The organism is Terrilactibacillus laevilacticus, assembly GCF_006517395.1.
GTDB lineage: Bacteria > Bacillota > Bacilli > Bacillales > Sporolactobacillaceae > Terrilactibacillus > Terrilactibacillus laevilacticus.
Window position 1 is genome coordinate 191,138 of the sequence record NZ_VDCY01000003.1, and the last position, 24,739, is coordinate 215,876.

Annotated in this window: 28 protein-coding genes, 2 tRNA genes and 1 riboswitch; of the genes, 11 read left to right on the top strand and 19 right to left on the bottom strand. The window is 36.9% G+C overall.

Annotation, left to right across the window (positions count from 1 at the left end; genetic code table 11):
* Positions 1–49 precede the first annotated feature (49 nt).
* The 3 genes from FG390_RS05835 to FG390_RS05845 all read right to left on the bottom strand — a co-directional run bounded on the left by FG390_RS05835 (position 50) and on the right by FG390_RS05845 (position 2,800).
* On the bottom strand, positions 50–865 hold the full coding sequence (locus FG390_RS05835) for an ABC transporter permease (RefSeq protein ID WP_141190216.1): 816 nt from the start codon (positions 863–865) through the stop codon (positions 50–52).
* Between the two features lie 139 nt (positions 866–1,004).
* Entirely contained in the window at positions 1,005–1,769 is a 765-nt protein-coding gene (locus tag FG390_RS05840; protein ID WP_141190101.1) for an ABC transporter ATP-binding protein, read from the bottom strand.
* A 539-nt stretch (positions 1,770–2,308) separates the two neighbouring features.
* On the bottom strand, positions 2,309–2,800 hold the full coding sequence (locus tag FG390_RS05845; RefSeq protein WP_258311586.1) for a histidine phosphatase family protein: 492 nt from the start codon (positions 2,798–2,800) through the stop codon (positions 2,309–2,311).
* A 484-nt stretch (positions 2,801–3,284) separates the two neighbouring features.
* On the opposite strand from FG390_RS05845, the gene FG390_RS05850 reads away from it, so the two are divergent.
* The 4 genes from FG390_RS05850 to FG390_RS05865 all read left to right on the top strand — a co-directional run bounded on the left by FG390_RS05850 (position 3,285) and on the right by FG390_RS05865 (position 5,841).
* The gene (locus tag FG390_RS05850) at positions 3,285–3,761 is read left to right on the top strand and encodes a DUF2975 domain-containing protein (RefSeq protein ID WP_141190102.1); all 477 of its coding nucleotides are present in this window, start codon (positions 3,285–3,287) and stop codon (positions 3,759–3,761) included.
* Positions 3,762–3,771: 10 nt separating this feature from the next.
* Positions 3,772–3,996, top strand: a complete 225-nt coding sequence (locus tag FG390_RS05855; RefSeq protein WP_141190103.1) for a helix-turn-helix domain-containing protein — start codon at positions 3,772–3,774, stop codon at positions 3,994–3,996.
* A gap of 116 nt (positions 3,997–4,112) precedes the next feature.
* Positions 4,113–4,907, top strand: coding sequence for a DUF817 domain-containing protein (locus FG390_RS05860; protein ID WP_141190217.1), 795 nt, complete (start codon positions 4,113–4,115; stop codon positions 4,905–4,907).
* 136 nt (positions 4,908–5,043) lie between these two features.
* Entirely contained in the window at positions 5,044–5,841 is a 798-nt protein-coding gene (locus FG390_RS05865) for a YsnF/AvaK domain-containing protein (protein ID WP_141190104.1), read from the top strand.
* A gap of 158 nt (positions 5,842–5,999) precedes the next feature.
* Here the strand turns inward: FG390_RS05865 and FG390_RS15735 are convergent, their stop codons facing one another.
* A complete protein-coding gene (locus FG390_RS15735) occupies positions 6,000–6,170 on the bottom strand; it encodes a hypothetical protein (RefSeq protein ID WP_181406394.1) in 171 nt (56 codons plus the stop codon).
* Between the two features lie 2 nt (positions 6,171–6,172).
* The gene (locus tag FG390_RS05870; RefSeq protein WP_141190105.1) at positions 6,173–6,397 is read right to left on the bottom strand and encodes a hypothetical protein; all 225 of its coding nucleotides are present in this window, start codon (positions 6,395–6,397) and stop codon (positions 6,173–6,175) included.
* 231 nt (positions 6,398–6,628) lie between these two features.
* On the opposite strand from FG390_RS05870, the gene FG390_RS05875 reads away from it, so the two are divergent.
* The 5 genes from FG390_RS05875 (at position 6,629) to FG390_RS15740 (ending at position 9,694) form a co-directional block, all read left to right on the top strand.
* Positions 6,629–7,180 (top strand): bifunctional transcriptional activator/DNA repair enzyme AdaA, encoded by a 552-nt coding sequence (locus FG390_RS05875; protein WP_141190106.1) that lies wholly within the window; start codon positions 6,629–6,631, stop codon positions 7,178–7,180.
* A 3-nt stretch (positions 7,181–7,183) separates the two neighbouring features.
* Entirely contained in the window at positions 7,184–8,083 is a 900-nt protein-coding gene (locus FG390_RS05880) for a DMT family transporter (RefSeq protein ID WP_141190107.1), read from the top strand.
* A gap of 193 nt (positions 8,084–8,276) precedes the next feature.
* A complete protein-coding gene (locus FG390_RS05885) occupies positions 8,277–8,390 on the top strand; it encodes a YjcZ family sporulation protein (RefSeq protein WP_141190108.1) in 114 nt (37 codons plus the stop codon).
* Positions 8,391–8,701: 311 nt separating this feature from the next.
* Positions 8,702–9,076 (top strand): YmaF family protein, encoded by a 375-nt coding sequence (locus tag FG390_RS05890; protein WP_141190109.1) that lies wholly within the window; start codon positions 8,702–8,704, stop codon positions 9,074–9,076.
* Positions 9,077–9,538: 462 nt separating this feature from the next.
* Positions 9,539–9,694 (top strand): hypothetical protein, encoded by a 156-nt coding sequence (locus FG390_RS15740; protein WP_181406395.1) that lies wholly within the window; start codon positions 9,539–9,541, stop codon positions 9,692–9,694.
* A gap of 64 nt (positions 9,695–9,758) precedes the next feature.
* Here the strand turns inward: FG390_RS15740 and FG390_RS05895 are convergent, their stop codons facing one another.
* The 9 genes from FG390_RS05895 to FG390_RS05935 all read right to left on the bottom strand — a co-directional run bounded on the left by FG390_RS05895 (position 9,759) and on the right by FG390_RS05935 (position 15,945).
* Positions 9,759–10,196 carry a hypothetical protein gene (locus FG390_RS05895; RefSeq protein ID WP_373681538.1) on the bottom strand — a complete coding sequence of 146 codons (438 nt, stop codon included), beginning with the start codon at positions 10,194–10,196 and terminating at the stop codon, positions 9,759–9,761.
* Positions 10,197–10,611: 415 nt separating this feature from the next.
* Positions 10,612–10,685, bottom strand: a tRNA-Arg gene (locus FG390_RS05900).
* A gap of 25 nt (positions 10,686–10,710) precedes the next feature.
* Positions 10,711–10,784, bottom strand: a tRNA-Gly gene (locus FG390_RS05905).
* 226 nt (positions 10,785–11,010) lie between these two features.
* Entirely contained in the window at positions 11,011–11,526 is a 516-nt protein-coding gene (locus tag FG390_RS05910; RefSeq protein WP_141190110.1) for a metallophosphoesterase family protein, read from the bottom strand.
* Positions 11,527–12,129 carry an XTP/dITP diphosphatase gene (locus tag FG390_RS05915; protein WP_141190111.1) on the bottom strand — a complete coding sequence of 201 codons (603 nt, stop codon included), beginning with the start codon at positions 12,127–12,129 and terminating at the stop codon, positions 11,527–11,529.
* A gap of 95 nt (positions 12,130–12,224) precedes the next feature.
* Positions 12,225–12,956, bottom strand: a complete 732-nt coding sequence (gene rph, locus FG390_RS05920; protein ID WP_141190112.1) for a ribonuclease PH — start codon at positions 12,954–12,956, stop codon at positions 12,225–12,227.
* Positions 12,957–13,289: 333 nt separating this feature from the next.
* Positions 13,290–14,303 (bottom strand): GerMN domain-containing protein, encoded by a 1,014-nt coding sequence (locus FG390_RS05925; RefSeq protein ID WP_141190113.1) that lies wholly within the window; start codon positions 14,301–14,303, stop codon positions 13,290–13,292.
* Positions 14,304–14,372: 69 nt separating this feature from the next.
* A complete protein-coding gene (gene racE / locus FG390_RS05930) occupies positions 14,373–15,197 on the bottom strand; it encodes a glutamate racemase (protein ID WP_141190114.1) in 825 nt (274 codons plus the stop codon).
* Between the two features lie 523 nt (positions 15,198–15,720).
* A complete protein-coding gene (locus tag FG390_RS05935) occupies positions 15,721–15,945 on the bottom strand; it encodes a helix-turn-helix domain-containing protein (RefSeq protein ID WP_141190115.1) in 225 nt (74 codons plus the stop codon).
* 401 nt (positions 15,946–16,346) lie between these two features.
* Here FG390_RS05935 and FG390_RS05940 point away from each other — a divergent pair, with 401 nt between their 5' ends.
* Complete coding sequence (locus tag FG390_RS05940; RefSeq protein ID WP_141190116.1) at positions 16,347–16,814, top strand: YslB family protein; 468 nt, start codon at positions 16,347–16,349, stop codon at positions 16,812–16,814.
* 156 nt (positions 16,815–16,970) lie between these two features.
* Here FG390_RS05940 and FG390_RS05945 read toward each other — a convergent pair whose 3' ends face one another.
* From FG390_RS05945 to FG390_RS05960, 4 genes are all read right to left on the bottom strand, one after another.
* Positions 16,971–18,200: an aspartate kinase gene (locus FG390_RS05945; RefSeq protein ID WP_141190117.1), complete on the bottom strand. Its 1,230-nt coding sequence runs from the start codon at positions 18,198–18,200 to the stop codon at positions 16,971–16,973.
* Positions 18,201–18,880: 680 nt separating this feature from the next.
* Positions 18,881–19,060: riboswitch (Lysine riboswitch) on the bottom strand.
* Between the two features lie 57 nt (positions 19,061–19,117).
* Positions 19,118–20,893 (bottom strand): excinuclease ABC subunit UvrC, encoded by a 1,776-nt coding sequence (gene uvrC, locus FG390_RS05950; RefSeq protein ID WP_373681535.1) that lies wholly within the window; start codon positions 20,891–20,893, stop codon positions 19,118–19,120.
* Positions 20,894–21,067: 174 nt separating this feature from the next.
* Positions 21,068–21,382 carry a thioredoxin gene (gene trxA / locus FG390_RS05955; protein WP_141190119.1) on the bottom strand — a complete coding sequence of 105 codons (315 nt, stop codon included), beginning with the start codon at positions 21,380–21,382 and terminating at the stop codon, positions 21,068–21,070.
* A gap of 109 nt (positions 21,383–21,491) precedes the next feature.
* Complete coding sequence (locus tag FG390_RS05960; protein ID WP_141190120.1) at positions 21,492–23,120, bottom strand: AMP-binding protein; 1,629 nt, start codon at positions 23,118–23,120, stop codon at positions 21,492–21,494.
* 766 nt (positions 23,121–23,886) lie between these two features.
* On the opposite strand from FG390_RS05960, the gene FG390_RS05965 reads away from it, so the two are divergent.
* Positions 23,887–24,261, top strand: coding sequence for a hypothetical protein (locus FG390_RS05965; RefSeq protein ID WP_141190121.1), 375 nt, complete (start codon positions 23,887–23,889; stop codon positions 24,259–24,261).
* A gap of 59 nt (positions 24,262–24,320) precedes the next feature.
* On the opposite strand, the gene FG390_RS05970 is transcribed toward FG390_RS05965, so the two are convergent.
* Entirely contained in the window at positions 24,321–24,731 is a 411-nt protein-coding gene (locus FG390_RS05970; protein ID WP_373681536.1) for a DUF350 domain-containing protein, read from the bottom strand.
* Positions 24,732–24,739 lie beyond the last annotated feature (8 nt).

Here is a 24,739-nt window from a genome sequence, read left to right on the forward strand (position 1 = left end):
CAACTTTCTTGTAAAAGGATGACAAATAAATAAGATGGTTCCAATGACTCTAGTGTCCTTTTAATAACCATTTTTCAAGGTAGAGTGTCCCAAAATACATCACAATCGATAAAATGGATAAGACAACAACACCGACCCAAACGAGGTTGATATTCATCACCTGGCCTGCATATAAAATCATGCGCCCAATCCCATGTTGTGCACTAATAAATTCACCAACGATCGTCCCAGCAAGAGATAAAGCAATGTTAATTTTTAAGCTGCTAACAATCCATGGCATCGATGTTGGAACGACGACTTTTGAAAAGACATGATAACGTTTGGCACCCAATGAATATAATAATCTTTCAAGATCTTGATCAACAGCCTTGACACCACTATAGGCTGCAAGAGCTGTCACAATAATAGTCATCATAAAAGCAAGAACGACCTTTGAATTAAATCCAATTCCAAAAAGAATCACGAGAACCGGGGCTAAAGCAAGTTTGGGTATGGCATTAAAAGCAACCATATAAGGTTCAGTGATACGTGAATAGAGAGAGGACCACCAAAAGGATAACCCTAAGATAGCTCCCCCAATGGTACCTAGGATGAATCCCAATATAGTAGCTCCAGCTGTATATAAGAGGTCAGTGTAGAGACTCCCTTCTTTCAGTACTTGAAGACCGGTCTGAACAATGAGACTCGGACTGCTCCAATAATAAGGATCAATGACTTTCAGCCTTGTTAAAATCTCCCAAAGAGCGATGATGACAATTCCTAAAACAATTTGACCAAATAAGGCAACACGTTTTGTTTTTCTAGACTTTTTCGTTTCATCTTCGATTTCGAGTTCTGTTTCAATTTCTTTATCTGGCTTAGATATAAATTCAATCTTGGACTGTGTTAAGTCAACATGTTCATCATTTCCATCCACTTCTTTAACCTCCTTTCATGTAAATCAACTTAATTTAAATGTTGGAAACTAAGTTTTAATAGGCTCATTTCATGCACAAAGTGATCCATTAGGTGACTTGTTCTTCCTTCAACATAGCTAACAAATCTTGTTTTAATTGGATAAAGGAGTCATGAGATAGCGTTAATTCATTTCGAGGTCTTGGTAAATTAACCGTGACTTTAGCTTTCATTCGGCCCGGTCGATGGGACATGACATAGATTTCATCTGATAAATAGATCGCTTCGTCAATATCATGTGTGACAAATAGAATCGTCTTTTTAAAATCTTCCCATATTTTCAATAGCCAAGTTTGCATCAATAATCGGGTTTGTGCATCTAATGCACCAAAAGGTTCATCCAGTAAAATAACATCTTTATCATAAAGTAGCGTTCGTAATAGGGCAGCTCTTTGTCTCATTCCACCAGATAATTCATTTGGATAATGACTTTCAAAGCCTTTCAACCCATATTTTTGTAACATCGGTAAGGCCCGTTTCCTTCCGTCCTTCTTTGAAACACCTTTGACTTCAAGCCCAAGGATAATATTGTCTAAGATTGTGCGCCATGGGAGAAGTAAATCCTTTTGCAACATATAGCCAACATAACCACTTTTTCCGACAATATCATGACCATCCAAAAGCACATGACCCGTCGATGGTTTAAGTAATCCTGCAATAATGTTAAATAAGGTCGATTTTCCACATCCACTTGGGCCAATAATACTGACAAACTTCTTATCTTCGATTTGCATATTCGTTTCCTGCAAAGCATAAATGGTTTGCCCATCTTTTTTAAAAACTTTACTACCCTTTCTCACCTCGAGTTTGGCCATCCAATTCCCCCTTTTTTATTTATATATATGAATCAAAAAACAACCGTTAGAATAAAATCAAAGAATTTTTCTCGAATCATATTCTAACGGTTGTCCTGATCTCATATAATGTAAGCTCATTTTCCACAAGCTATATCGTCTTTCACATTTCTATTTGCATGATCGCTTGTTTGAATTTGCCTAATGATTGTGGCACTTGTTGGGTATTAGATATTAATCCCATTCACCTCATACACTGGTGATTAAACACCCTTCTTTTTTTCTAATGTATATTCAACTCTTAGTATTATGAATGATAATTTTTTCACTTATCATGAATAGACAAGCTTTACATAAATTTTACCAAAGTCGCATACGCCATTTATATTCTTTTTTTAAAATAATAATAGGTTGGGTAGCACGAGGGGCTATCATGGTATTGGCGATGGCGGGGCCAATGCTTTTTTACATTTTAAGAAAAATTTAAGATATAAAGTATCAGTGCGGGCTAAGGGACCTGTCTACGCCATAAAGGCCCCTCAATTGGCAAGTTTTTTATCTTAAATATTTTCCCATTCTCTGGTGATGACGACATTTTGATCAGTAATAGTAATAAGAAAAACATCTGGATTGCTTAAATTCAACCATCCTTCGAATCCAAAGTCACGTTGAAAATAACGAATGATAAGAGCCATTAAGTTTCCGTGAGTAACCACAATGGTTGATTGATAAGATTCTTTCAAAATGTCATTAATGACTCCCATACCACGATTCATGGCTTCTCTACTTGATTCACCACCGCTATAATACACATTCATGTTGTTAAACGAAGCTTCTAATTTTTCCAACCAATCAGGTAAGTCTTGATTACTGAGCTTTCTCTCTACTAACCGATTATCTATGTTTATTTTAAGAGATTTTCTTTCCGCTAATGGCTCAATCGATTGAAGGGCTCGTTTATAAGGGCTCGTTATCACATGATCTATTTTCTTTTTAGGAAATAAATCGGCTAATCTTCTCGCTTGTTGCCGGCCCAAAGTAGTTGCGGACACTCAGCACCTTGCCCTTCTGCAGCACAATGCCTGACTAAATAGATTAATTTATTCATCTCGATTCTCCTCCTTTATTTATTGGATCACTTAATTCTAAAATACACGATTGATCCTAAATAAGGAATCTTCTGAGTTCAGTTCTTTACAGACTACTGATCAGCAAAATAACTATAAAAAAAATAGACCTCATATGAGATCTGTTTAAAAATTGGATATAAAGGGAGTGAAATAGGAAACTTTAATTGAGGGTATCTTTATATTAGCAATGAATTATTAAGATACTATTAATAGAAAGTAAATTTTTATGTTAAATGAACTAGAAATATAGGGTTTGAGAAACATGATTACCAATACTTTTATCTTGTCTAAAATTGAAAAGATAATCCAATAACAACAATAATATAATATAAATCAATATTTATTTATTGCAAAACGATAATGATGTGTTAAATTCAAATTGAATTAAATAAGTGAGGTGCTTTTTATGAAACATGGTTCAACACTCTTTTTAAAGATCGCTGTTTTTCTTATTGGAACTCCAGTTCTTGCTTTGTGTATATTCGGGTTGATTAAATTAGCTAATAATCCAGTAAATCCAAATTATGCCCATATACTCTATCCCATTTTGATCGGTATGTATGTATCAGCGGTACCGTTTTACATGGCATTGTATCAAGCTTTTAAACTTTTAAGCTATATTGACAAGAACAAAGCTTTCTCTGAATTGTCTGTTAAAGCTCTAAAGAATATCAAATTCTGTGCAATGACAATCAGTGGTTTGTATGTGGTCATGATGCCATTTGTTTATCTCGTAGCAGATCTAGACGATGCACCAGGTCTCATCATAATCGGAATGGTCCCTATCTTTGCTTCAATGGTCATCGCCGTATTCGCTGCTGTTCTTCAAAGGCTTTTAAAAGAGGCGATAGATATAAAATCAGAAAATGATTTAACGGTCTGAGGTGAAAAAAATGGCAATTATAATCAATATTGACGTGATGCTGGCTAAAAGGAAAATGAGCGTAACAGAACTTTCTGAGAGGGTTGGAATAACAATGGCTAACCTTTCTATATTGAAAAATGGAAAGGCAAAAGCGATTCGATTATCCACTTTAGAGGCAATTTGTAAGGCCTTAGAATGTCAGCCTGGAGATATTTTAGAATACCGAAGTGATGAAGACACTCAAGGGCAATAAAGTAGGAATATATAACATTGAAAGGAAAAGAAGGATTTTTTTCCTTTCAATGAATCAAATTCATAAAAGGGGAGCGACTTATGAATTTAAACCATTCAAAAATGGAGACACAAACCATGAGAGCACTAAAACAACTCGTTCGTTTTGGCTATGAGCAGGCCCTGTCATGTTTGTTTCCTGTCGTTATTTTTTCCTCTTTGGCTTTTACACAAATCATGCCACTTCCCTTCCTACCACGGTATGACTGGCTGCTCATCATCTGCCTTCTTATGCAGTGGTGGATGGTGCATTCTGGGCTTGAAACACGAGATGAACTAAAGGTTATCACATTGTTCCACCTTATTGGACTTGCTCTTGAACTTTTCAAGGTACATATGGGTTCCTGGTCTTACCCAGAGGAAGGAATTTTTAAAGTTTTTGGCGTACCTTTGTATAGCGGATTTATGTATGCGAGTGTCGCGAGTTATCTTTGCCAGGCGTGGAGGAGGTTTAAGATTGGATTGATTAAGTGGCCACCATTTTCGGTCGTTGTATCTCTTGCAGCTGCGATTTATTTGAATTTTTTCACCCACCATTATTGGATTGACGTCCGCCTGTGGTTATCTGGACTTGTCATTATCGTCTTTTGGCAATCGTGGGTCACATACGAGGTTGGTGGAACTCGTTACCGTATGCCACTCGCACTTTCTTTTGTGCTCATCGGATTTTTTATATGGATAGCCGAAAATATCGCAACATTCTTTGGAGCTTGGGAATATCCAAATCAAACCGATGGATGGAGTCTCGTTCATCTAGGAAAGGTGAGTTCATGGCTCTTATTAGTGATTGTTAGCTTTCTTATAGTAGCGACGTTAAAGCAGGTTAAGGAAAAAACTCCGCTTGGTAAAAGGACGGATTTCAATTTTTTTTAAAGCACTCCATTTTGTAACATGTTTGAAAAAATCATTTAATCTTCTGATGCGTTGGATATTTGTTTATTAAAAAAAGTAGCGGGAATAAAAGATGACAAGAACAATATTTCTAAACAATCCAAGGAGGAAGATGTATATGACTAAAAGTGTTATAGGTGTCTATGATACTCCAGAAGAAACGGTTTCGGCTATTGAAAAATTGACAAACAGAGGACTTGATTCAGATGACATATCTGTTGTTACAAATAGGTCAGATACGAACTATTTAGAATCCCAGACAAATACTAATGTCAATCAAACCACGGATGCAACGGATCGTTCATCTGAGTCTTTCTTGGATAAATTAAAGAATTACTTCACAATGGATGATCTCTATACCAATGACAACAGGTTAGCTAATTTAGATATACCAAATGATCAGTTAGACTTATATAATGCCCAATTGAATGATGGAAAAATTTTATTAGCTGTCGATACAAAGGCTGATTTAGATCACTTAAATGGTATTGACAATAAAAGTATTCAATCAGATTATGTGACAAAAGAAGAAACGGCCATGCCGATTCGAGAAGAAGAATTGAACGTCAATAAGGAAGATGTTCAAACTGGCGAAGTCGAACTTGGTAAAGAAATCAAAACCGAAGAAAAAAATATCGATACACCAGTTAAACATGATGAAATATATGTGGAACGTCGTCCAGTGAACGAGCATACAAGTGAAGCGTCTCCTGTGGATGATTCTGAAACCGTCAGAGTTCCTATAGTGGAAGAGCAAGTAAAAGTGACGAAAAAACCAGTCGTTACTGATGAAATTGTTGTTGGAAAACGAACTGTGGAAGAAAATGAACATGTATCTGAAACGGTTAAGAAAGAGGAACCCCGACTCAATAAAAAAGGAAATACCAAAGATGTGGATGATGATGGTACAATCTAAAAAATAGCTACTAGAAAGCCTGACCTAAATGAACATTTAGGTCAGGCTTTCTATATAAAGTCCAAATCCCTAAAAGCTCGTCCTAACCAGCTTATCTAAACCTCTAAATTTCCATCAACGTAATTTTATTACTTTTTCTTTGATATCAAAAGAGATTCTTACATTATAAAATATTTTTTTATCATAATAGAATCTTTTTCTAACTCAATTTCACTTATAACTTTAAGATCATCATAAATTAATATGACTTTACTCTGAGTTAATATGGATTTGAAATGATCCTCATTAATTTTTATAGTCCAGCCATTTTTTAATGTTATTTCTTTCATGATTAATCTCCAAGAAAAACATTAATTGACTTATCGAGATAATTTATTTTTAATTCTATATCTGAATCTATATTCTGAATTGAAATGTTGTTGTCTTTATCTAATTCTGCTAGAAACATATAATACTTTTCCGAATTTAATAAAATACAACGATTTTTGTCTTGAACAAAATCTACCTCTTCAGAACCTACTACAATTGTCCATACTCCAAACTGAGTTGTTTTCATTTTATTTCTCCTCTCTATTTGCCAACGACAGTACCGTCATCTTTCAAGGATGCTTTAAGCTTAACACAGGTTAAAGTTTCACATTATTCATTTCATATTCTTTTAATCGTAATTCCTCGATCTGTAGAAGCAATAAGGAATATTAAACTCATTTTAAATCAAAAAATTAGAAAGCAACATATCAAATGCCCGTTAGATTAAGGTATGATATAAAAGAAGTGAGGTGAGGAGATGAAATTAAGTGATAATTCGATGTGGGAAGCAGTCAAACAAAACGATAAAAGATATGATCATCGGTTTTACTATGCTGTAAAAACAACAAAAATTGTCTGCAATCCCTCCTGTACATCTAAAACACCAAAACGTGATAATGTAAGGTATTATCCCACTCTTTCTCAAGCCATACATGATGGATTTCGGCCTTGTAAACGGTGCCGTCCTGATCTAGTGGATCATTCCGATTACTATTTTGTGGAGCAAGTGTCATCGATCTTCGAGAAAAAGTATATGTTGCCCCTAACATTGGATCAAATTGCCCATCAAATTGGTTACAGTAAGTATCACTTATTGCGCCTATACAAAAAAGTCACCGGAAAAAGTCTAATGACAGATTTAACATTAATAAGAATTCAAAAGTCTATCGAACTACTCCTTTCATCTTCATTAACAATTACCCAGATTGCCTATGACGTAGGCTATCAAAGCACCTCACAATATAATGTCGTATTTAAGAGAAAAATGGGCTGTACGCCCTCCATTTATCGAAAGAGAGAAAGGATTTGAATTATGAAAATAAGAGACCTTTGCGCCATGTTTGGACTAGCTGCCTTATGGGGAGCTTCGTTTTTGTTTATGCGTATCGCAGCTCCTGTTCTTGGCCCCATCCTCACCATAGAAAGTCGTGTTTCTATCGCTGCTATAGCTTTGATTATCTATATCATATTCATACATCATTCGATTCAACTAAAGAAATGGTGGAAAGAATACCTTATTATCGGCACATTAAATGCAGCATTACCTTTTACCTTAATTGCAACAGCCGAATTACATTTAAACGCCTCCATGAGTTCTATTCTAAATTCCTTGACACCTTTATGTACTGCTTTAGTGGTATGGATCTGGTTAAAAGAAAAATTAACCTTAAAAAAGTGGTCCGGCATATTTGTTGGTATAATCGGAGTAATCATCTTGGTAGGGTTTAGTCCGATTGAATTTACTAAGATCAATATTCTATCCATTGGTTTATCTGTTTTATCCACCGTTTGTTATGGTATCTCAGGAGTTTATGCTAAGAAAACATTCACTCATGTTCCTCCGCTCTCTTTAGCGATAGGTCAACAGCTCGGCGCTGCTATTGTGATGATACCATTCAGCTTAATTTTTGTTCCTGAATCAACTAGAGCAATTTCAACAGTTATTGTGTTTTCTATTATAGGTCTTGCTATTTTTTGTACATCCATTGCCTATCTGTTATATTTTTATTTACTGAATCGTGTCGGACCTACCAATACTCTGAGCGTAACTTTCCTCATTCCTGTCTTTGGAATGATTTGGGGTTCTCTATTTCTTCATGAAATCATCACACTCAATATGATAATTGGTCTTCTTATTATTTTAGCTAGTATTCTTTTAATCTACGAAGTACCATTGAAAATAACTCGAACACAGAAACATATCCATCACTAAGTCCACTCGTTTCTGAAAACTTAAACCTTGGGAATCCTATCAACACTTTTCTTGATGCAACATTCTATCTTTAGAACATTTTTATCATGATTAAAATTGAAGATAAGGCTTTTTTATTAAGATATTTATACCTTTCCAAAAATGAATTGACTCATAAGATAATTTGACTAAGTAACAAAGGAGGTGCTGCGAGATGGGATACGAAGGTTACAATGACTCTTACGGAGGCAGTTATAAGAACAATTTCGCCTTAATCGTTGTTTTATTCATATTGTTAATCATCGTCGGTACGGCTTTCTACTATTAAATTCCACCATCTCATGGACACCATAAAAAGGTGTCCTTTTTAATTCTATCGTACATTTGAAATTCACTCTGGAATTATGCGAATTATCTATATCTTTTTTATAGTGTAACTTTCTCTCATATAATTTATTTCAAAGAATATAAATTAATGTTTCTTAAAGTGCGTGTTCAAAAAGGTGACAAATTAGAAGCAAGAAGATCAAGGCGGCGCCGTTTTGAGGACCGGAAAAACAAGTGGGCGCCGAGATTCGCCGCTTATCATTAGTTGACTTTTTGAACAACCTCTTAAAATGATTATAAGGAGCTAATGAGATGGAGATCCCTATTTCTGGTTTCATGTATCACTCTGATGACTCAGGTACACATCATTCTCATCAACTTTTTATCACTTCTTGGGATGGTCGCCCTGTTCATGTTCACCAAATTAGTGGTATTACTTCATTTGATGCGGGACACGATCATCATTACGCTGGAACAACCGAGCCCGCTCCAACTGGTGTTCCACATACTCATCGGTATTTTACCTTTACAACGGTTAACGATGGACACAATCATCGAATTTCAGGTGTAACAGGACCAGCTATTCCCATTCCAAACGGAGGGCACTATCATGAGTTTAGAGGTGTTACCTCTGTAAATGGTGTTCATCCTCATACCCATAGGTATAGCGGTAGAACAAGTCCATAATTTTCTTCTTTTGGTTAGTATAAACATAAAGAAATGAAATATGTTAATAAAAAACGCCAAATCAAATAGCCTTTTTTTGGGCTATTTGATTTCTTTTAGTGCGTGTTCAAAAAGGTGACAAATTAGAAGCAAGAAGGCAAAGAGCGGGCAGTTCCTGAGGACCGGCATTCCGCAGGATGTGGTAGCTTCAACGTTGCTCACAGGACGTGAGCGATTTTAGTTGAAGATCCTCTTGTATCCGATAAAAACGAGCGGGCGCCAAGATTCGCAGCTTATCATTTGGTGACTTTTTGAACAACTTCTTTTAGATATCGATTTTTCCTTATTTTGTTGTTCATAATATTAAAAGCAAAATAAATCCATATTAATTAAAGAAAGCAGTGTTTAACATATGAAAAATATGAATATAACTGGTGCAGTTCTTCCTGTATTAGATGCCGTGGGTACTGGATAGTTGCAAATATGTACTTAGAAAATATGCAAAATGGTACACAACCTCTGCAACAATTTGGAGACATGGTTCAAGATATTAGCCAGCAGGTTGGACAAGCCGTTCAAAAACCATTTCAACAAGCGAGTAGCGCTGTACAAGAAGCAACAAGAAATATGACTCAATAATCCTTTAATGAAATGTGGTTAATAAAAATAGCCCTCTTCCAACGTGGTTGAGGGCTAATATCAATTAATAGCAAGTGAACGATTGAATTTGTCGTAAACTTATTCCGAAATAAACCCATCTAAATCCAGTCCAACGATACCCTGTGACTGAATGTCGCCCAACAAATATTGGATAAAACCAAAATTGTTCAAAACCTCTTAACCATACATACGTGTATCTAAATAAACATCTGGCAATACCACCTGGATCAACTGCATAAGTTTCTGGTTGTTGTTGTGGAGTAAAAGAAGGCGGTGGTGCAGTTGGTGGTCCAGCCGCTGGACCTTGGCCAGGAGGGGCAAACGGAGGAAATCCTCCCATCGAACCTTGGCCAGGAGGGGTAAATGGAGGCGGAAATCCTCCCATCTGTCTTTCATCAATCGGAGCTTGATAATAATTCTCCTCTTGAAACGAGGTTGGAAATGAATAATCTTCATGATGATATGGATCGTAATAAAACATATCATGATAGTTCTCATACATAGAAATGACACTTCCTTTACTTTTTATTCTCACAACATCATATTCTTGAGGCATTAACCTATCAACTTGTACCCACAAAATGTGCATCTGCCCATAAGTCCTTATTAATGTATTTCAACTAACTGGGTTAATCAGTAATGGCAAAATAGAAAAGAAGCACTTAACTTAGATATAAAATTTTCTACTCAAAATACTGCGTGCTTAAATCTATACTTCTGTTCCGACAAACTACTAATTAACCCTATAATAAAAATCTTGTGTAAAATTTGTGTAGAAAAATTTTAAAATAATTATCCACAATGATTACAAAAAACAAAAAAACGCTTGAAGATGTTGATATATCAACATCTTCAAGCATTAAGGGTATTTCAATAAAGTTCAAATTACTAGAGAACGTCCCAGGAGAGATTCGAACTCCCGACCGTACGCTTAGAAGGCGTATGCTCTATCCAGCTGAGCTACTGGGACATATACATATATAATTATTTTATTATGGAGCGGGTGATGAGAATCGAACTCACGACCAGAGCTTGGAAGGCTCTTGTTTTACCACTAAACTACACCCGCATATCTTGATGTTTCTTAACGACATATATAAATATAAATGATTATTAACAATATGTCAATATTTTTTTTGGTAATTTATTTAATAATACTAGTTTTCCATATGTACTGTTCTCATTACTTTAAATATAACATATTTTAATCATAGAATGCCACTAGATTCCTCCTATCAATAAAAAGCTGAGCAGTACCGCCCAGCTTTTTAAGGTAGTCTATTCCAGTATCAACTTTACTCCAACGTAAAACTATTAGAAAATTCATCAACAGGCTGCCCATGGATGTCCATATATTGCACGTTGATTTCTTTGTGATCCGGGCTGACATCACAAACGACATAGGTGCGGTAGGCACTGTTTCTTGGAAGAAGGAGACTTCCCGGATTAATAAAAACGCAGTTTCCCTCTTTAAAAGCTACTGCAACATGCGTGTGTCCAAAACATGCAATTTGAGCTTCTTGTTCCAGAGCTTTATAGATTAAATTCATAGGTGACTGTTTGACACCCACAAGATGACCATGAGTGACAAATACGTTTAAACCTTCCAATGATTTTACAACAAACTCCGGAAAATCCCCGCGAAAATCACAGTTCCCTTTCACTGCGATGTATGGTGCCATCTGACTACTATCTGGAGTAAGTTCTGAATCACCACAATGAATAAAAGCATCCGCATCTTGATGACGTTTGACAAGATCCATTAATTCATCGGTCAACCCATGGCTGTCACTTGTGATGATGAGTTTCATTTAGAAACCCCCTCTCCATTCTTTCCAATAGGTTTTTAACTGTTCTAAAGCATGACCTCGGTGACTGATTTTATTTTTCTCAGGTTGAGACAGTTCTGCTAGAGTTTTCCCTTTTTGTGGAAAATAAAAGATCGGATCATAGCCAAATCCACCTTCGCCAATCGGCGCTTCCGTAATTTTCCCTTCACAAATCCCTCTGAAAAATTCAGTTTGTTTCCCAGGAATGGCTAAGGCAAGAACACAAACAAATCGAGCTGTCCGTTCGTCCTCTGGAACCTCTTTAAGTTCTGAGAGGACTTTTTCCGTATTGTGTTGATCGTTTTTATCCAATCCCGCATATCTTGCAGAATAAACACCAGGTCTGCCATCCAAAGCATCAACCACGAGACCTGAATCATCTGCTATCGTGATCATATTCGTCCTTGCACATATTTCTTCGGCTTTTAGAGCTGCATTTTCTTCAAATGTCTCGCCGGTTTCCTCGACATCAATGGGCTCATCTAGATCAGATAACGAGAGAACCTTGACATCAAATGATGACAATAACGCCTTGAATTCTTTTACTTTTCCTTGATTATTTGAAGCAATCATGATTTGTTGCATGAAACCCCTCCAAAATTTTTAAGCGCAATGTTATACATATGGCACATTCCTTGAGTCAATACTAAATAATTCAAGAAATGGATAAACGCAAGTTGTTACTCAAAATTTTCGTCACCTAAAATGGTCTTTTGTACACTAATCAATTCCCTTATCCCTTTTTTTGCTAAACCTATTAATGTTGCCAAATGTTCTTCAGAGAACGTCGCTTCTTCCCCAGTGCCTTGAATCTCGACAAATTCGCCTTTTCCTGTCATCACAATGTTCATATCCACGTCTGCACTAGAATCTTCTTGATAACATAAATCAAGTATCGGTCCAGCGGTTGGATGAATACCAACAGAGGTGGCTGCAAGGTATGTTTTCACCGGCATCGCTTTAATTTGTTTTTGATTAACAGCCTTTCTAAAAGCAAGAACCATAGCAACAAACGCTCCTGTTATGGAGGCTGTTCGTGTCCCTCCATCAGCTTGAATAACATCACAATCTAACCAAAGCGTTTTCTCACCCATCTTATCCAATTCAACGACTGAACGAAGGGCACGGCCAATCAAACGTTGAATTTCCATTGTACGACCTGTAACTTTTCCTTTACTGGATTCTCGGATCGTTCTTTGCGCTGTTGCTCGTGGTAACATCGCATATTCTGCTGTGATCCATCCTTTGCCTTGACCTCTCATGAAAGGAGGAACACGATCTTCTATGGTTGCTGTACAGATCACCTTTGTATTCCCTACTGTGATAAGAACTGATCCTTCTGGATGTATTGTATAATTCGGTTCAATATGTATGGGTCTTAATTCATTATTTTCTCTTCCGTCTTGTCTCATGATAATCCTCCAAATAGGTATGATTTCATTAAAGAAAACTTGCCGATTGGCCAGCCTGTAAGGCGCAGACAGAGGCCTAAGCCCGCACTTATACTTTATACCTTAAATTTTTTTACTTTCTTAAAGTGTAAAAATAGAGGCAACAAGTCGTCGCCCCCTTAACTATAACATATTTACAGTCAACGATTAAAAGGTAACAGTTGTATCTTATTAAATGTGGTTTGTCAACGAAAGCTTTCGTCACTATAAAGGTATTAGTCCTTCCCGGTGTAATGCCCTTCATTGCCTTTTTTCTGATGCTATCCTTTTCCCTTAATACAAATTATGATGGTCCTACACCCCCGTCTTATTTACAACCGGACGACTCACGGGCACGGTTATTGGTTCACCGGATTCCAGCATAACGCTCTTAGATCCTTCAACATTAATCTTGACTTTTTTAATATTCGGTTGAGCCGTTAAGGTTAAAGCTAAACAATTAATAGCTTCCCTACTGACGGATTTTTTCTTATTACTTGAGAAAAGGGCTTTGTTAAAGTTTAAAATAGCGACGCCATTTTTTATCACGGGTGCTTTTGTTAAAGCGACATCAACGCCGAGTGTTGATGTTAAATCATCATCTGGCGGCCCTTCAATCAAGGCATTAACAGCAGCCGCCGCAGCTCCGCCTTTCGACAATGGAACACGGGTTGTCACTGGAACATAGTAATGCTCACCATGATGATTAGCAAGATAGTAGACTGTTACACTTTGACTTCTTGTCATATCAAAGGCTTGGCCAAGTTCTGAATTGATCCCATCTTTTCGAATTAAACCACGGCCAATCCGTTTACCGCTATATTTTAACTGATTTTGTAGTTTCCCATCCACTTTAAACTGAACACGTTTGATCTCTTTAAACTGCGTTAAGGTCCACGTGATCGATTGAAAAATAGCGGCCTCATCACTTGGCTTATATGACAACAGATCCTTTGAAAAATCAGCAACAAAGGTCCCATCTTTTTTCAAAGACGTCTTATTAACCATTGTTCCCGCAGGCAAAACAGCCATAAAACCATTAGGTAAAATATTACTAACAGGTCCGTCTTTTACAAGATAGTTAAGCGTATCTTTAGCAGATGATGTTGACTTCGGCAAGTTGACCACTTGTGGAGACAAATGACCTGATTCATCTAATAAGTACAATTCACGAGGAACCGTTCCTGCTTTATTATCATTATTTTTTACATAGTCAATTTTATCGGGTTTTGGATTAATATCCCCTTCTGCTTTCAAGTTTAATCCGCATCCAGAAAGCAGGATTGATAATGATAAGACTATTGAAAGTAGAATGATCCTCTTTCGCATGGCGTACCCTCCTAAAATAGGTTTGTACTACCATGTATACGAGCTGTCTATGAAAATAGACCATATACTCTATCCAATCATCTCTATTTCTTCAAGAGACACCGTATTAACTTCAGGAAAGAGAGCTAGCCAGTTTTGAACCATCATACCCAAAATACTTGGAGAACCAGTGGTATAAAAGATATGATGTGGCTTTGTTTCTGACTTACGTTTGATATTTTTGTGATAGAGAATGGTACTGACTTCTCTTGCTGTCTCTTCTCCAGAATCAATGAGTTGAATCTTATCTCCTACAACTTCTTTTATCACCTCTCTTAGTAATGGATAATGCGTGCACCCTAAGATGAGCGTATCCATTTTCGGATCATGTTTTATTAATTTTAATCGTTCTCTGATGACTTCTCTTGTATGGTGACTATTTAAATCTCCTGACTCAACGAGAGGGACAAATTCTGGACAGGCAAGGTCCGCCACGACAACATTTTTATCTATATCATGAAGGGCATAAACATAAGCTTTACTGTTGATCGTTCCTATGGTTCCAATGACACCAACATGTCTTGTGTGACTCACCTTTAATGCTGACCGAGCGCCAGGATGGATGACACCAATCACCGGAATAGGTAGCGCCTCTTTTATTTGTTCATAAACAGCTGCTGTGGCTGTATTACATGCGATAACTAGCATTTTTATGTCGTGATGTCTCAATAAATAATGAACCATTTGCCAAGTATATGTTTGAACTTCTGTAAAAGGTCTTGGTCCATAGGGGCATCGTAAATTATCCCCAAAGTAGACAATTTCCTCATTAGGTAATTGTCTCATAATCTCTTTTGCTACAGTTAACCCTCCAACACCTGAATCAATAACACCTATTGGCTGATTCACATTCATCGCCTCATTTATCTCTTATTCTTGATGTCCATTCAAATCATGCTATTATACATTTTTTTCTTATAAGTGCGTGTTCAGAAAGGTGACAAATTAGAAGCAAAAAGATCAAGGCGGCGCAGTTCCTTAGGACCGGAATGTAGGTTTTTACTACAAGAGGACCGGAATAAACGAGCGGGCGCCGAGATTCGCAGCTTATCATTTGGTAACTTTTTGAACAACCTCTATAAAATTTGAACAACTTCTTACCCATTTTATCACATTAATCAAGTAGATAAATAGGCTTTAGGCCCTCCAACCATTATAAGAAAACTTGCGGGTTGATGTATCCATATGCTAATTAAAAACAATCTGTTAGAATGAGTTTAACTTTGATTGCTAATAACCAAAAATGGGTATATATCATGTATCTAAAGAAAACTTGCCGATTGCGGGGCCTTAAGGAGCAGATAGAGGTTACCTTAAATTTTTCTTTCTTAAAGTGCAAAGAAAAAACATCGGCTTCTAAAAAAGAAGCCGATTCTTATTAAAGTTCTAATTCTCCGAGCCTAAGTAATTCAACTACTGCTTGAGAGCGTCCCTTTACTCCCAATTTTTGCATTGTGTTAGAGATATGATTTCGAACGGTTTTTTCACTAATGAATAATTCTTGAGCAATATCCCTAGTCGTTTTATCTTGAACTAACAACTCGAAAACTTCTCTTTCCCTTTTGGTTAACAAAGGCTTCGGACGTTGGATATCTTCTTTCAATAAGTTCCCCTCCCTGCTCGTCAAAAAAGAACTATTGTGGAAGGTATTTAGTCAAGATATCATATGATTTAAACACTTTTCTGGTGAGGGAAATGCTGTATATTGTTAAAAATGGGCAAGCCTCTTGTCTATTTAAAAAAATTTACATAAAAGATTGTTAAATAACATGATATTATTATATAAGTGCGTGTTCAAAAAGGCGACAAATTAGAAGCAAGAAGATCAAGGCGGCGCTGTTTTGAGGACCGGAATGTAGGTTTTTGCTACATGAGGACCGGAAAAACAAGCCAACGCCGAGATTCGTAGCTTATCATTTGGTGACTTTTTGAACATCCTCTATAAAGATTAACTTATCCATTGTGACCTTTTTAAGTATAATTAAAGGTGGAGGAGAGATTAAGATGAAAAAAAAATACAGTCAGCCAAAACCCGAGCATTATAGTAATACCCAGATCCCTGCCTTTGGATATGAATTATTACGAAGTGCCTTACTGCCTGAAATTTTAGGAGAAGAAATGACTATGATCCTTTATTGGTCAGGTCGAAATTTAGCTCGTAGATATCCATTAAGCACCATCGATGAATTAATCCATTTTTTTGACCAGGCTGGCTGGGGACGTCTTGAACTGATCGAAAAGGCCAAGAGCAAGATGACTTTCCACTTACAATCCGCTCTTATTCAATCAAGAATTAAAGATAACCCAGAAATACCATTCACATTAGAATCGGGATTTTTAGCCGAACAAATTCAAACACAACAGGGATTTATAACTGAAACTTATTCAGAAATCAAAAATGGAAAAGATAAAAAAGTGATCTTTCTCGTTAGATGGGACAATAAGGATCGTATCGTACCAACAGACGATTAATAGTATAAATACATAATCTACTTCGCCTACATGACGAATCATAGTTTCCATTACCTCTATTTAAGTAGACCTAAAAAAAGCGAAATAACGTTTTATACGTTATTTCGCTTTTTTATATTATTTAAATTCGTTATTAACCTAGCTGGCCCATTTTGTTTAATAGACTTTCGATACTTCATCTGATAATTTGAAACCAGCATGCAAGACATCAAGGGCTTTTAATAAATCTTTTTCATCAATGATGGTTGAAACTTTAATTTCAGATGTACTTACCATTTTTACTTTAATTGAATTCTCCGCAAGTTGGTGGAACATTGATGCAGCCACACCAGGATTAGAAACCATACCCGAACCGACGATCGAAACTTTCGCAAGTTGTGATTCTATCTTTAAATCCTGATATTCTAAACTCTCTTTGTTGTTTTCAAGTACATTTAACGTTTCCTCAATCGATGTATTAATAATAGTAAATGATAGACTAACATTTTCTTCATCTAATACATTTTGTACAATAACATCAATATTGATATGATGTGCTGCTAATAAGTCAAATACTTGAGATAAGGAAACGAGGTTATTAGGTAATCCCAGTAAAGTTACTCGAGTCACATCTTTTTCAAATGCAAGTCCTCTTACCGCTCTTTCTTTCTCCAACGAAACTTCCTCCTTAATGACTGTACCTTCTTCGTTTTCAAATGATGATCGAACCACTAATGTAATGTCGTTGTTTTTGGCACATTCAACAGCTCTTGGGTGCAAAACACCAGCGCCTAAATAAGCGAGTTCAAGCATTTCATCATAGTTTATTTCTTTTAATTTCCGGGCCTTGTTTACAAAGCGAGGATCTACAGTGAACACACCTGTTACATCTGTATAAATTTCACAAACAGAAGCATTAAATGCTGATGCCAACGCAACGGCCGATGTATCAGATCCTCCTCTGCCTAGTGTCGTGATGTTGCCATTTGCCACCCCTTGGAATCCCGCTACAATGACGATATGACCTTGATTCAAATATCGAAGTATCACAGGTGTTTTGATATTTTCAATTCGTGCCGTTCCGTGGATGGCTTCTGTTTGAATACCTGCTTGCCATCCCGTTAAAGAAATCGATTTGTGACCGCGTTCTTGCAAGACCATTGAAAGCAATGAGATGGTTACTTGTTCTCCAGTTGATAAAAGCATATCCATTTCACGTTTCGATGGTTGGCTTGTAATTTCATTTGCCATTGAAACCAATTGGTCTGTTGTTTTTCCCATGGCTGAAACAACTACGATAACTTGCTCCCCAGCATTTTTTTTGCTAATGATTCTGTCCGCTACTCGCTTTAATCTCTCCACCGAGCCAACGGATGTTCCACCAAACTTCATGACTGAAATTGACATGTTATGTCTCCCCTTCGGCATCATCAGTGTGAAAAACGTCAGGCACCTTGAGGAATGGGTTTAAGTTTGACTTACAATAAAGATAACTAACTTATAGAGGTTGTTCAAAAAGTCACCAAATGATAGTGCGAATCCTCGGCGCCCGCTTGTTTTTCCGGTCCTCATGTAGTAAAATCCTACATTCCGGTCCTCAAAACTACGCCGCCTTGATCTTCTTGCTTCTAATTTGTCGCCTTTTTGAACACGCATTTATAGAGGTTGTTCAAAAAGTCACCAAATGATAGTGTGAATCCTCGGCGCCCGCTTGTTTTTCCGGTCCTCATGTAGCGATACAAGAGGATCGTTGGATAAAATCGCTCACATCCTGTGGCTGGCGCCTGAAGCTACCACATCCTGTGGAATGCTGGTCTTCAAAACTACGCCGCTCTTAGCCTCCGACGCCCAGGACGGGCAAGTAACTAGCGTTTCTTGCAGGATGCCAGCGTACTTAGCCAGTAACCTTTTTCATTTGTTACCTTTTTGAACACGCACTTATAAGTAAATCTATAACAAACCGAATTTAATCATCACGCTCATTAAGTATTTTTTATTTCTAATTGTTATTAGTATATTAGTATAAAAAAAAACAGCGATATCTTCGCTGTTGTTGCTTGAACATAATAGACCCAGTTCCTCAACATGCTAAAGATAGTTCTCCACACTATTAAAGTGTGACAGCCTCGTACTTATTCAGGTACGAGTCCAGCATAACCTTGTTTGAGTAAGGTTAAACTTCGGCATGTTTTCCTTTCAATGATCGTCATCGAACCCCAAACGTCCTCTTATCATCTAGTAATAAAACACGCACCTCTATCACTCATTGTTTTCATTTAAGATTAAATAGAAGTATAACAAAACCCTTACAATAGAACAACCGTTTATTTCAGATTTTCAAAATAAGTTCTTATTTGTGTTGCCAAGTTTTTCGGAATACCAGATTTTCTAAGCTCATCTAAATCAGCTTCGCGTATTTTTTTAATTGAACCAAAGTAACGGATCAACGCTTGCTTTCGTTTAGGACCAACGCCTGGAATATCATCTAAAACGGATTTGGTCAATGCTTTATCTCGAGTTTGTCTATGAAATGTAATAGCAAAGCGGTGGACTTCATCTTGAATTCTTTGCAGTAAATAAAAGGCTTGGCTCCTGCGATCCAAAGGAATCACTTCTGCAGGATCTCCCATCATGAGCTGAGAGGTACGGTGTTTACTATCTTTGACCAACCCACAAACAGGAATGGATAAACCGAGTTCATTCTCTAATACATCGATGGCGACAGACATCTGACCTTTTCCACCATCAATAACAATAAGATCTGGTAGACTGCCTTTCTCTTTTAAAATACGAGAATAACGTCGTCTAATAACCTCCCGCATGGTTGCATAATCATCGGGGCCTGCAACAGTTTTAATATGGTACTTTCGGTAATCTTTCTTTTTTGGTTTGCCATCTTCAAAAACGACCATCGCTGAGACAGGATTAACACCTTGGATATTTGAGTTATCAAACGTTTCAATTCGATGAGGCACCCCGATGCCAAGATGTTGACCGAGTTGTTCAACAGCCTTAATGGTTCGTTCTTCATCGCGTTCAATGAGTAAGAATTTTTCTTTCAAAGCGATTCCTGCATTTTTCTTTGCCAGCTCTACCAATTCTTTCTTTCGACCTCGCTTTGGCTGGAGAACTGGAACTTGTAAGATTTCAGAGGCTAATTCAGCATTGATATCACGCTGAATCAAAATTTCTTTTGGCATAAGATGATTGTTATTAAGATAGAATTGACCCAAGTATGTTAAAAAGTCCTCCTCCGGTTCCTGATAAAAAGGAAAAATAGAGACATCTCTCTCAATAAGTTTACCTTGACGCATGAAAAAGACTTGAACGCACATCCATCCTTTATCATACGTGTAGCCAAACACATCACGATCATCTAAGTCATCAAACATGACTTTCTGTTTTTCCATCACTGTTTCAATATGTTGTATCTGGTCACGAAGATCTTTTGCCCTTTCAAAATTTAATTGTTCAGAGGCCTCAAGCATCTTTTCTTTTAGTTCACGTTTGATATCCTGATGACCGCCATTAAGAAATCGGACAATTTCGCTCGTCATGTCTTTGTATTGTTCCTTCGTGACTTCATTGACACAAGGAGCTAGACACTGACCAATGTGATAATATAGACAAACTCGATTTGGCATTGTCTTACATTTTCTTAAAGGATACAATCGATCAAGAAGACGTTTTGTCTCTTGTGCGGCGGTGGCATTTGGATAGGGTCCGAAATATTTGCCGCTCTTGCGATTCACTTTTCTCGTAATTAGGAGTCTAGGATGTCTTTCATTCGTCAATTTTATATAGGGGTAACTCTTATCGTCTTTTAACATAATATTATATTTGGGATCATGTTTTTTAATCAGATTGATCTCCAATAATAATGATTCAATCTCTGATGAAACAACAATATATTCAAAGTCAACGATTTCACTCACTAGACGTTGAGTCTTGCCATCATGCGTGCCGGAGAAATAGGATCGGACACGATTGCGTAAATTTTTCGCTTTACCGACATAAATGATGACATTATCTTTATTTTTCATTAAATAACAGCCTGGTTGATCAGGCAATAAGCTTAATTTTTCTTTTAATGAAGCCATAATATTTCAGCCCTTTTTCGTTCATTCCTAGTTGTCTTGAATCATATTTTACATGGTTGCAAGAGGTCACATCAACTAAATACGATCACATGCGATGCAAAAAAAGAATCTAACTCGATACAATGAAAAGAGATCCTCTTTTAAAAGAGGATCTCAAACGTTTACCTTTAACACTTAAGCATATTGGTTGATACGTTCAACTAATGCTTCTTTGGGTTGGAAACCAATAATTTTATCCGCAATTTCTCCATCTTTGAAAAGGATAAGTGTTGGAATACTCATCACACCATATTTACTTGCTGTAGCTTGGTTTTGATCAACATCTAATTTAACGATTTTTACTTTATCAGCTAGTTCAGAATCCACTTCTTCAAGTACAGGTGCAATCATTTTACAAGGTCCGCACCAAGTAGCCCAGAAATCAGCAAGGACAAGACCTTTTGAAGTTTCGTCTGCAAAATTTGCATCAGTTACATGTGAAATTGCCATAAATTTATGACCTCCTAAATTCTCTGTTATGTGAATGAGTATATCATCTTATAGAATGTGATGCCATTGATTCAACTTATAATCATTCTAATCTTGCGTTTAACTATTCTCAGGTTACGTCTTTTACCTTTAGATATCTCTTCATTACTTTTCCCAAATGTGATTTTGGTAATTCATCGATCTTTTCATAATAGCAAGGTACCTTATAAGATGATAGAAATTTTCGGCAATAATGATCATAGGCCGCTGGATCAAAAAGGGACTCTCTTTTCAGAACTAGATAGGCTTTAATGGTTTCTCCTCGATACTCATCAGGGATCCCAACAACACAAGCCTCCTCTACATCTGGATGCCTTACAAGTATAGATTCAATTTCATTCGGATAAATGTTAAAACCAGAAGCAATAATGACATCTTTTTTTCGACCAACAAGGATATAGTTCCCATCATGAGTTTGATAAGCGATGTCCCCGGTATGGAGCCACCCATTTACAATGGTTCGTTGAGTAAGATTCTCCTGATTCCAGTATCCCTTCATGACCTGTGGGCCTTTAATTAATAATTCACCTGCTTCACCCTGATTGACATCTTCGCCTGTACGAAGAGAAATAATTCGACACTTTGTATCTGGATAGGGTGTCCCAATGCCAAATGTCTGATCATTATTTTTTGAAAGAGATTGGCAATGGGTAATAGGTGAAGCTTCGCTTAGCCCATAACCCTGAATCAGACGTCCTTTTGAAAGGGATTCAAAAGCGAGTCGAGTTGATTCTGAAAGTGGTGAGGAGCCACTAATACATAATTTTAATGATGAGTAATCCACTGGGTGATGTTTGGCATATTCAACTAACGCCTTGAACATGGTTGGCACACCTGGAAACAGGGTTGGCCTAATCGAATGGATGAGATGCACAACTTGATCAACTTGAAAATTTGGGATCACAATCATTTTTAATCGGCACCGCACGGCGACATGAATGCCAACACTTAAACCATAGACATGATAAAAAGGACACACACATAAAATGGATTGATGAGATTCAAGTTGTTTCATCATCCAATATTCTGATTGAATCGCGTTCGCCATAAGGTTAAAATGCGTGAGCATAACCCCTTTCATTCGTCCTTCTGTTCCCCCTGTATATTGGATCAGGGCCGTATCTTCTTTTGCATTTATTGTCGGTGGCTTAAAGGCTCTTTTTGTACGAAGACACTGACCAAAATGAAAAAGTTGGCCCCTTCTTCTAGCTTGATGGATATTGAAATGAGTGCTTTGGGTATTTTTTATTGAGAAAGGCCTATCAATAAGAATCATGAACTTGACTTCGGTTTTTTTAAAAATAAAATGAGCCACATCTAGTCTTTGGTTCGGACTAATGATTAATTTTGCTCCAGAATCGCTGGCTAAATAAGATGCCTCATAAGCCGTAGAAAGTGGATTGATCATGACGACAATGGCGCCAGATAAGAGTGTCCCATAATAGCTAATGACAGCCTCCAAACAATTAGGAAGCATCATCATCACTCGGTCACCTTTCTTAATTCCTATTTTCTTTAAGTGTGAAGCAAATGTTAGAGCCTTTTCGTATAATTCTTGATACGTTACCTCTTTACCTAAATAAGACATGGCAGGATGATTCGAATAGTTTAGTGCTGCTACCTTTAAATCATCATAAATAGGACACTCCGAATAAATACATTTAGCGCGCTCGGAGTTGGATAACCGATTTTGAGCCATTTATGTACCCCCTTATGTAATGATAGCGGAGTTAAAAACAGTTTATTCATCTGCAGAGTAATTGTTCTAGATAATGAACCAGTCTTTAAAAACTTGAATAAACTAAAGTAGGCAAATGATGATAAAAAAAGGGGGGGCATCATGAATTCTCAAAACTCTAGACATGGAGGAACAAAACCCAACATGCAGTCAAAATTTTATTCATCACCACATTTTCAGACTAATTCATCTAAAAATTCAAATACGTTGCGACTCGTAGCTATAGCCGGCTTTATTGCTATGACAGGCTCCACACTTTCATTAATAGCTGTCACAGTCAATGCCATAATCGCCTATTTTGCATATAAAAAATCATTTGGGGGGGACGGCCTCAAGTCGAGAATATCGTTGTTTAAGCGTCACAGCATATAGCCTGTCATCTTTTCTAAAAAGGACTATTCATTTATTGCATATGAATTGTCCTTTAAATTTTATCCCACTTAACGGCTAGTAAAGAACCCCACCTCAAAACTTTGAGTATTGAAAGAAGATAGATGGGGGATCAACTACCCGTAAAGGTCCGATTGCTTCAACTTACTGATGAAAGTTTTCACTTTAGGCTGTATGGATTAATCTGTATTATTTAGTGATGACGACCATTGTTGATTTTGTCAGTCATATCTTTTTACATATATTCCGTTTATTAAAAAGCGTAAAAAAATATGGAACAAAAAAGTCTTAGAAGGAATATGATACATTAGCCTACGAACTATAGGGGGGAATAATAATGGTCGTAGCATCGACATTACCAGTGCCACAACCTGACCAAGGCTATGGAGTCCGGGGAGGGGGTCCATCACCAGTCTATCAACCGTATCAAACAAATCAGACCTATCAACAAAATCAATTCCGACAAATCAGTCAATCCAGCCAGATAGGTCAAGCGAGTCAATCAAATCAGATCAGTCAAAAAGATTTAGCTAATTTAAGTAACTTAAAATTTATCATCCGAATTAATACCATCTCTTTAATTGGCTCTACACTATTTATAATCGCCGCCATCTCAAATGTTATCGCAGCCACTCGTGCTTACCGAATTGCACGTAGCGATCTTGGTGGACAAGTCAATATGTTTGACGATTATGCTGACTATAGTATTTAAAATGAATTATTAAAAAACGTTTCTAACGGTTGATTAGAAACGTTTTTTTGAGATGTTATTTACAAACTTGCACCAATGACAAACGATAAACCAATCGAGATCGTCATTGAGATAAACCCAACTGCCTTATTTCCCTTTTGAATTTCTAAATCAATACTAAATGTAGGCGTTAAGAATTCGAAAATAAAGTAACCAACAAGTAAAAGAAGAAATCCAAAAAAGCCTTGGATAATCATTGGAATTATCAACGCATGTTGTTCGATTGAGTAACGAAATATGTTGGCTATACCAAATATTTTTCCTCCTGTTGCTAATGCCACAGCAAGATTTCCTTCTTTTATTTCTTTCCAATTATGATACTTTGTGACTAATTCGAATATCGCAAGAAAGACAATGGTACTAAGAACGACCACACTAAAGTAGGCAATGGTGTGTACATAGACATTTTTTTCAAGAAGCAGATTTGACAAAGCTGTCA

Excerpts from the sequence above, each read along its gene's own strand:
- FG390_RS05875 (WP_141190106.1), top strand. The coding sequence starts at position 6,629 with ATGAAATTAAGTGATAATTCGATGTGGGAAGCAGTCAAACAAAACGAT.
- FG390_RS05885 (WP_141190108.1), top strand. The coding sequence starts at position 8,277 with ATGGGATACGAAGGTTACAATGACTCTTACGGAGGCAGTTATAAGAAC.
- FG390_RS05880 (WP_141190107.1), top strand. The coding sequence starts at position 7,184 with ATGAAAATAAGAGACCTTTGCGCCATGTTTGGACTAGCTGCCTTATGG.
- FG390_RS05840 (WP_141190101.1), bottom strand. The coding sequence starts at position 1,769 with ATGGCCAAACTCGAGGTGAGAAAGGGTAGTAAAGTTTTTAAAAAAGAT.
- FG390_RS05850 (WP_141190102.1), top strand. The coding sequence starts at position 3,285 with ATGAAACATGGTTCAACACTCTTTTTAAAGATCGCTGTTTTTCTTATT.
- trxA (WP_141190119.1), bottom strand. The coding sequence starts at position 21,382 with ATGGCAATTTCACATGTAACTGATGCAAATTTTGCAGACGAAACTTCA.
- FG390_RS05910 (WP_141190110.1), bottom strand. The coding sequence starts at position 11,526 with ATGAAACTCATCATCACAAGTGACAGCCATGGGTTGACCGATGAATTA.
- FG390_RS05890 (WP_141190109.1), top strand. The coding sequence starts at position 8,702 with ATGGAGATCCCTATTTCTGGTTTCATGTATCACTCTGATGACTCAGGT.
- FG390_RS05895 (WP_373681538.1), bottom strand. The coding sequence starts at position 10,196 with ATGTTTTATTACGATCCATATCATCATGAAGATTATTCATTTCCAACC.
- FG390_RS05925 (WP_141190113.1), bottom strand. The coding sequence starts at position 14,303 with ATGCGAAAGAGGATCATTCTACTTTCAATAGTCTTATCATTATCAATC.
- FG390_RS05945 (WP_141190117.1), bottom strand. The coding sequence starts at position 18,200 with ATGTCAATTTCAGTCATGAAGTTTGGTGGAACATCCGTTGGCTCGGTG.
- uvrC (WP_373681535.1), bottom strand. The coding sequence starts at position 20,893 with ATGGCTTCATTAAAAGAAAAATTAAGCTTATTGCCTGATCAACCAGGC.
- FG390_RS15740 (WP_181406395.1), top strand. The coding sequence starts at position 9,539 with ATGTACTTAGAAAATATGCAAAATGGTACACAACCTCTGCAACAATTT.
- FG390_RS05855 (WP_141190103.1), top strand. The coding sequence starts at position 3,772 with ATGGCAATTATAATCAATATTGACGTGATGCTGGCTAAAAGGAAAATG.
- rph (WP_141190112.1), bottom strand. The coding sequence starts at position 12,956 with ATGAGACAAGACGGAAGAGAAAATAATGAATTAAGACCCATACATATT.
- FG390_RS05860 (WP_141190217.1), top strand. The coding sequence starts at position 4,113 with ATGAGAGCACTAAAACAACTCGTTCGTTTTGGCTATGAGCAGGCCCTG.
- FG390_RS05865 (WP_141190104.1), top strand. The coding sequence starts at position 5,044 with ATGACTAAAAGTGTTATAGGTGTCTATGATACTCCAGAAGAAACGGTT.
- FG390_RS05870 (WP_141190105.1), bottom strand. The coding sequence starts at position 6,397 with ATGAAAACAACTCAGTTTGGAGTATGGACAATTGTAGTAGGTTCTGAA.
- FG390_RS05940 (WP_141190116.1), top strand. The coding sequence starts at position 16,347 with ATGAAAAAAAAATACAGTCAGCCAAAACCCGAGCATTATAGTAATACC.
- FG390_RS05915 (WP_141190111.1), bottom strand. The coding sequence starts at position 12,129 with ATGCAACAAATCATGATTGCTTCAAATAATCAAGGAAAAGTAAAAGAA.
- FG390_RS05965 (WP_141190121.1), top strand. The coding sequence starts at position 23,887 with ATGGTCGTAGCATCGACATTACCAGTGCCACAACCTGACCAAGGCTAT.
- racE (WP_141190114.1), bottom strand. The coding sequence starts at position 15,197 with ATGAATGTGAATCAGCCAATAGGTGTTATTGATTCAGGTGTTGGAGGG.
- FG390_RS15735 (WP_181406394.1), bottom strand. The coding sequence starts at position 6,170 with ATGAAAGAAATAACATTAAAAAATGGCTGGACTATAAAAATTAATGAG.
- FG390_RS05960 (WP_141190120.1), bottom strand. The coding sequence starts at position 23,120 with ATGGCTCAAAATCGGTTATCCAACTCCGAGCGCGCTAAATGTATTTAT.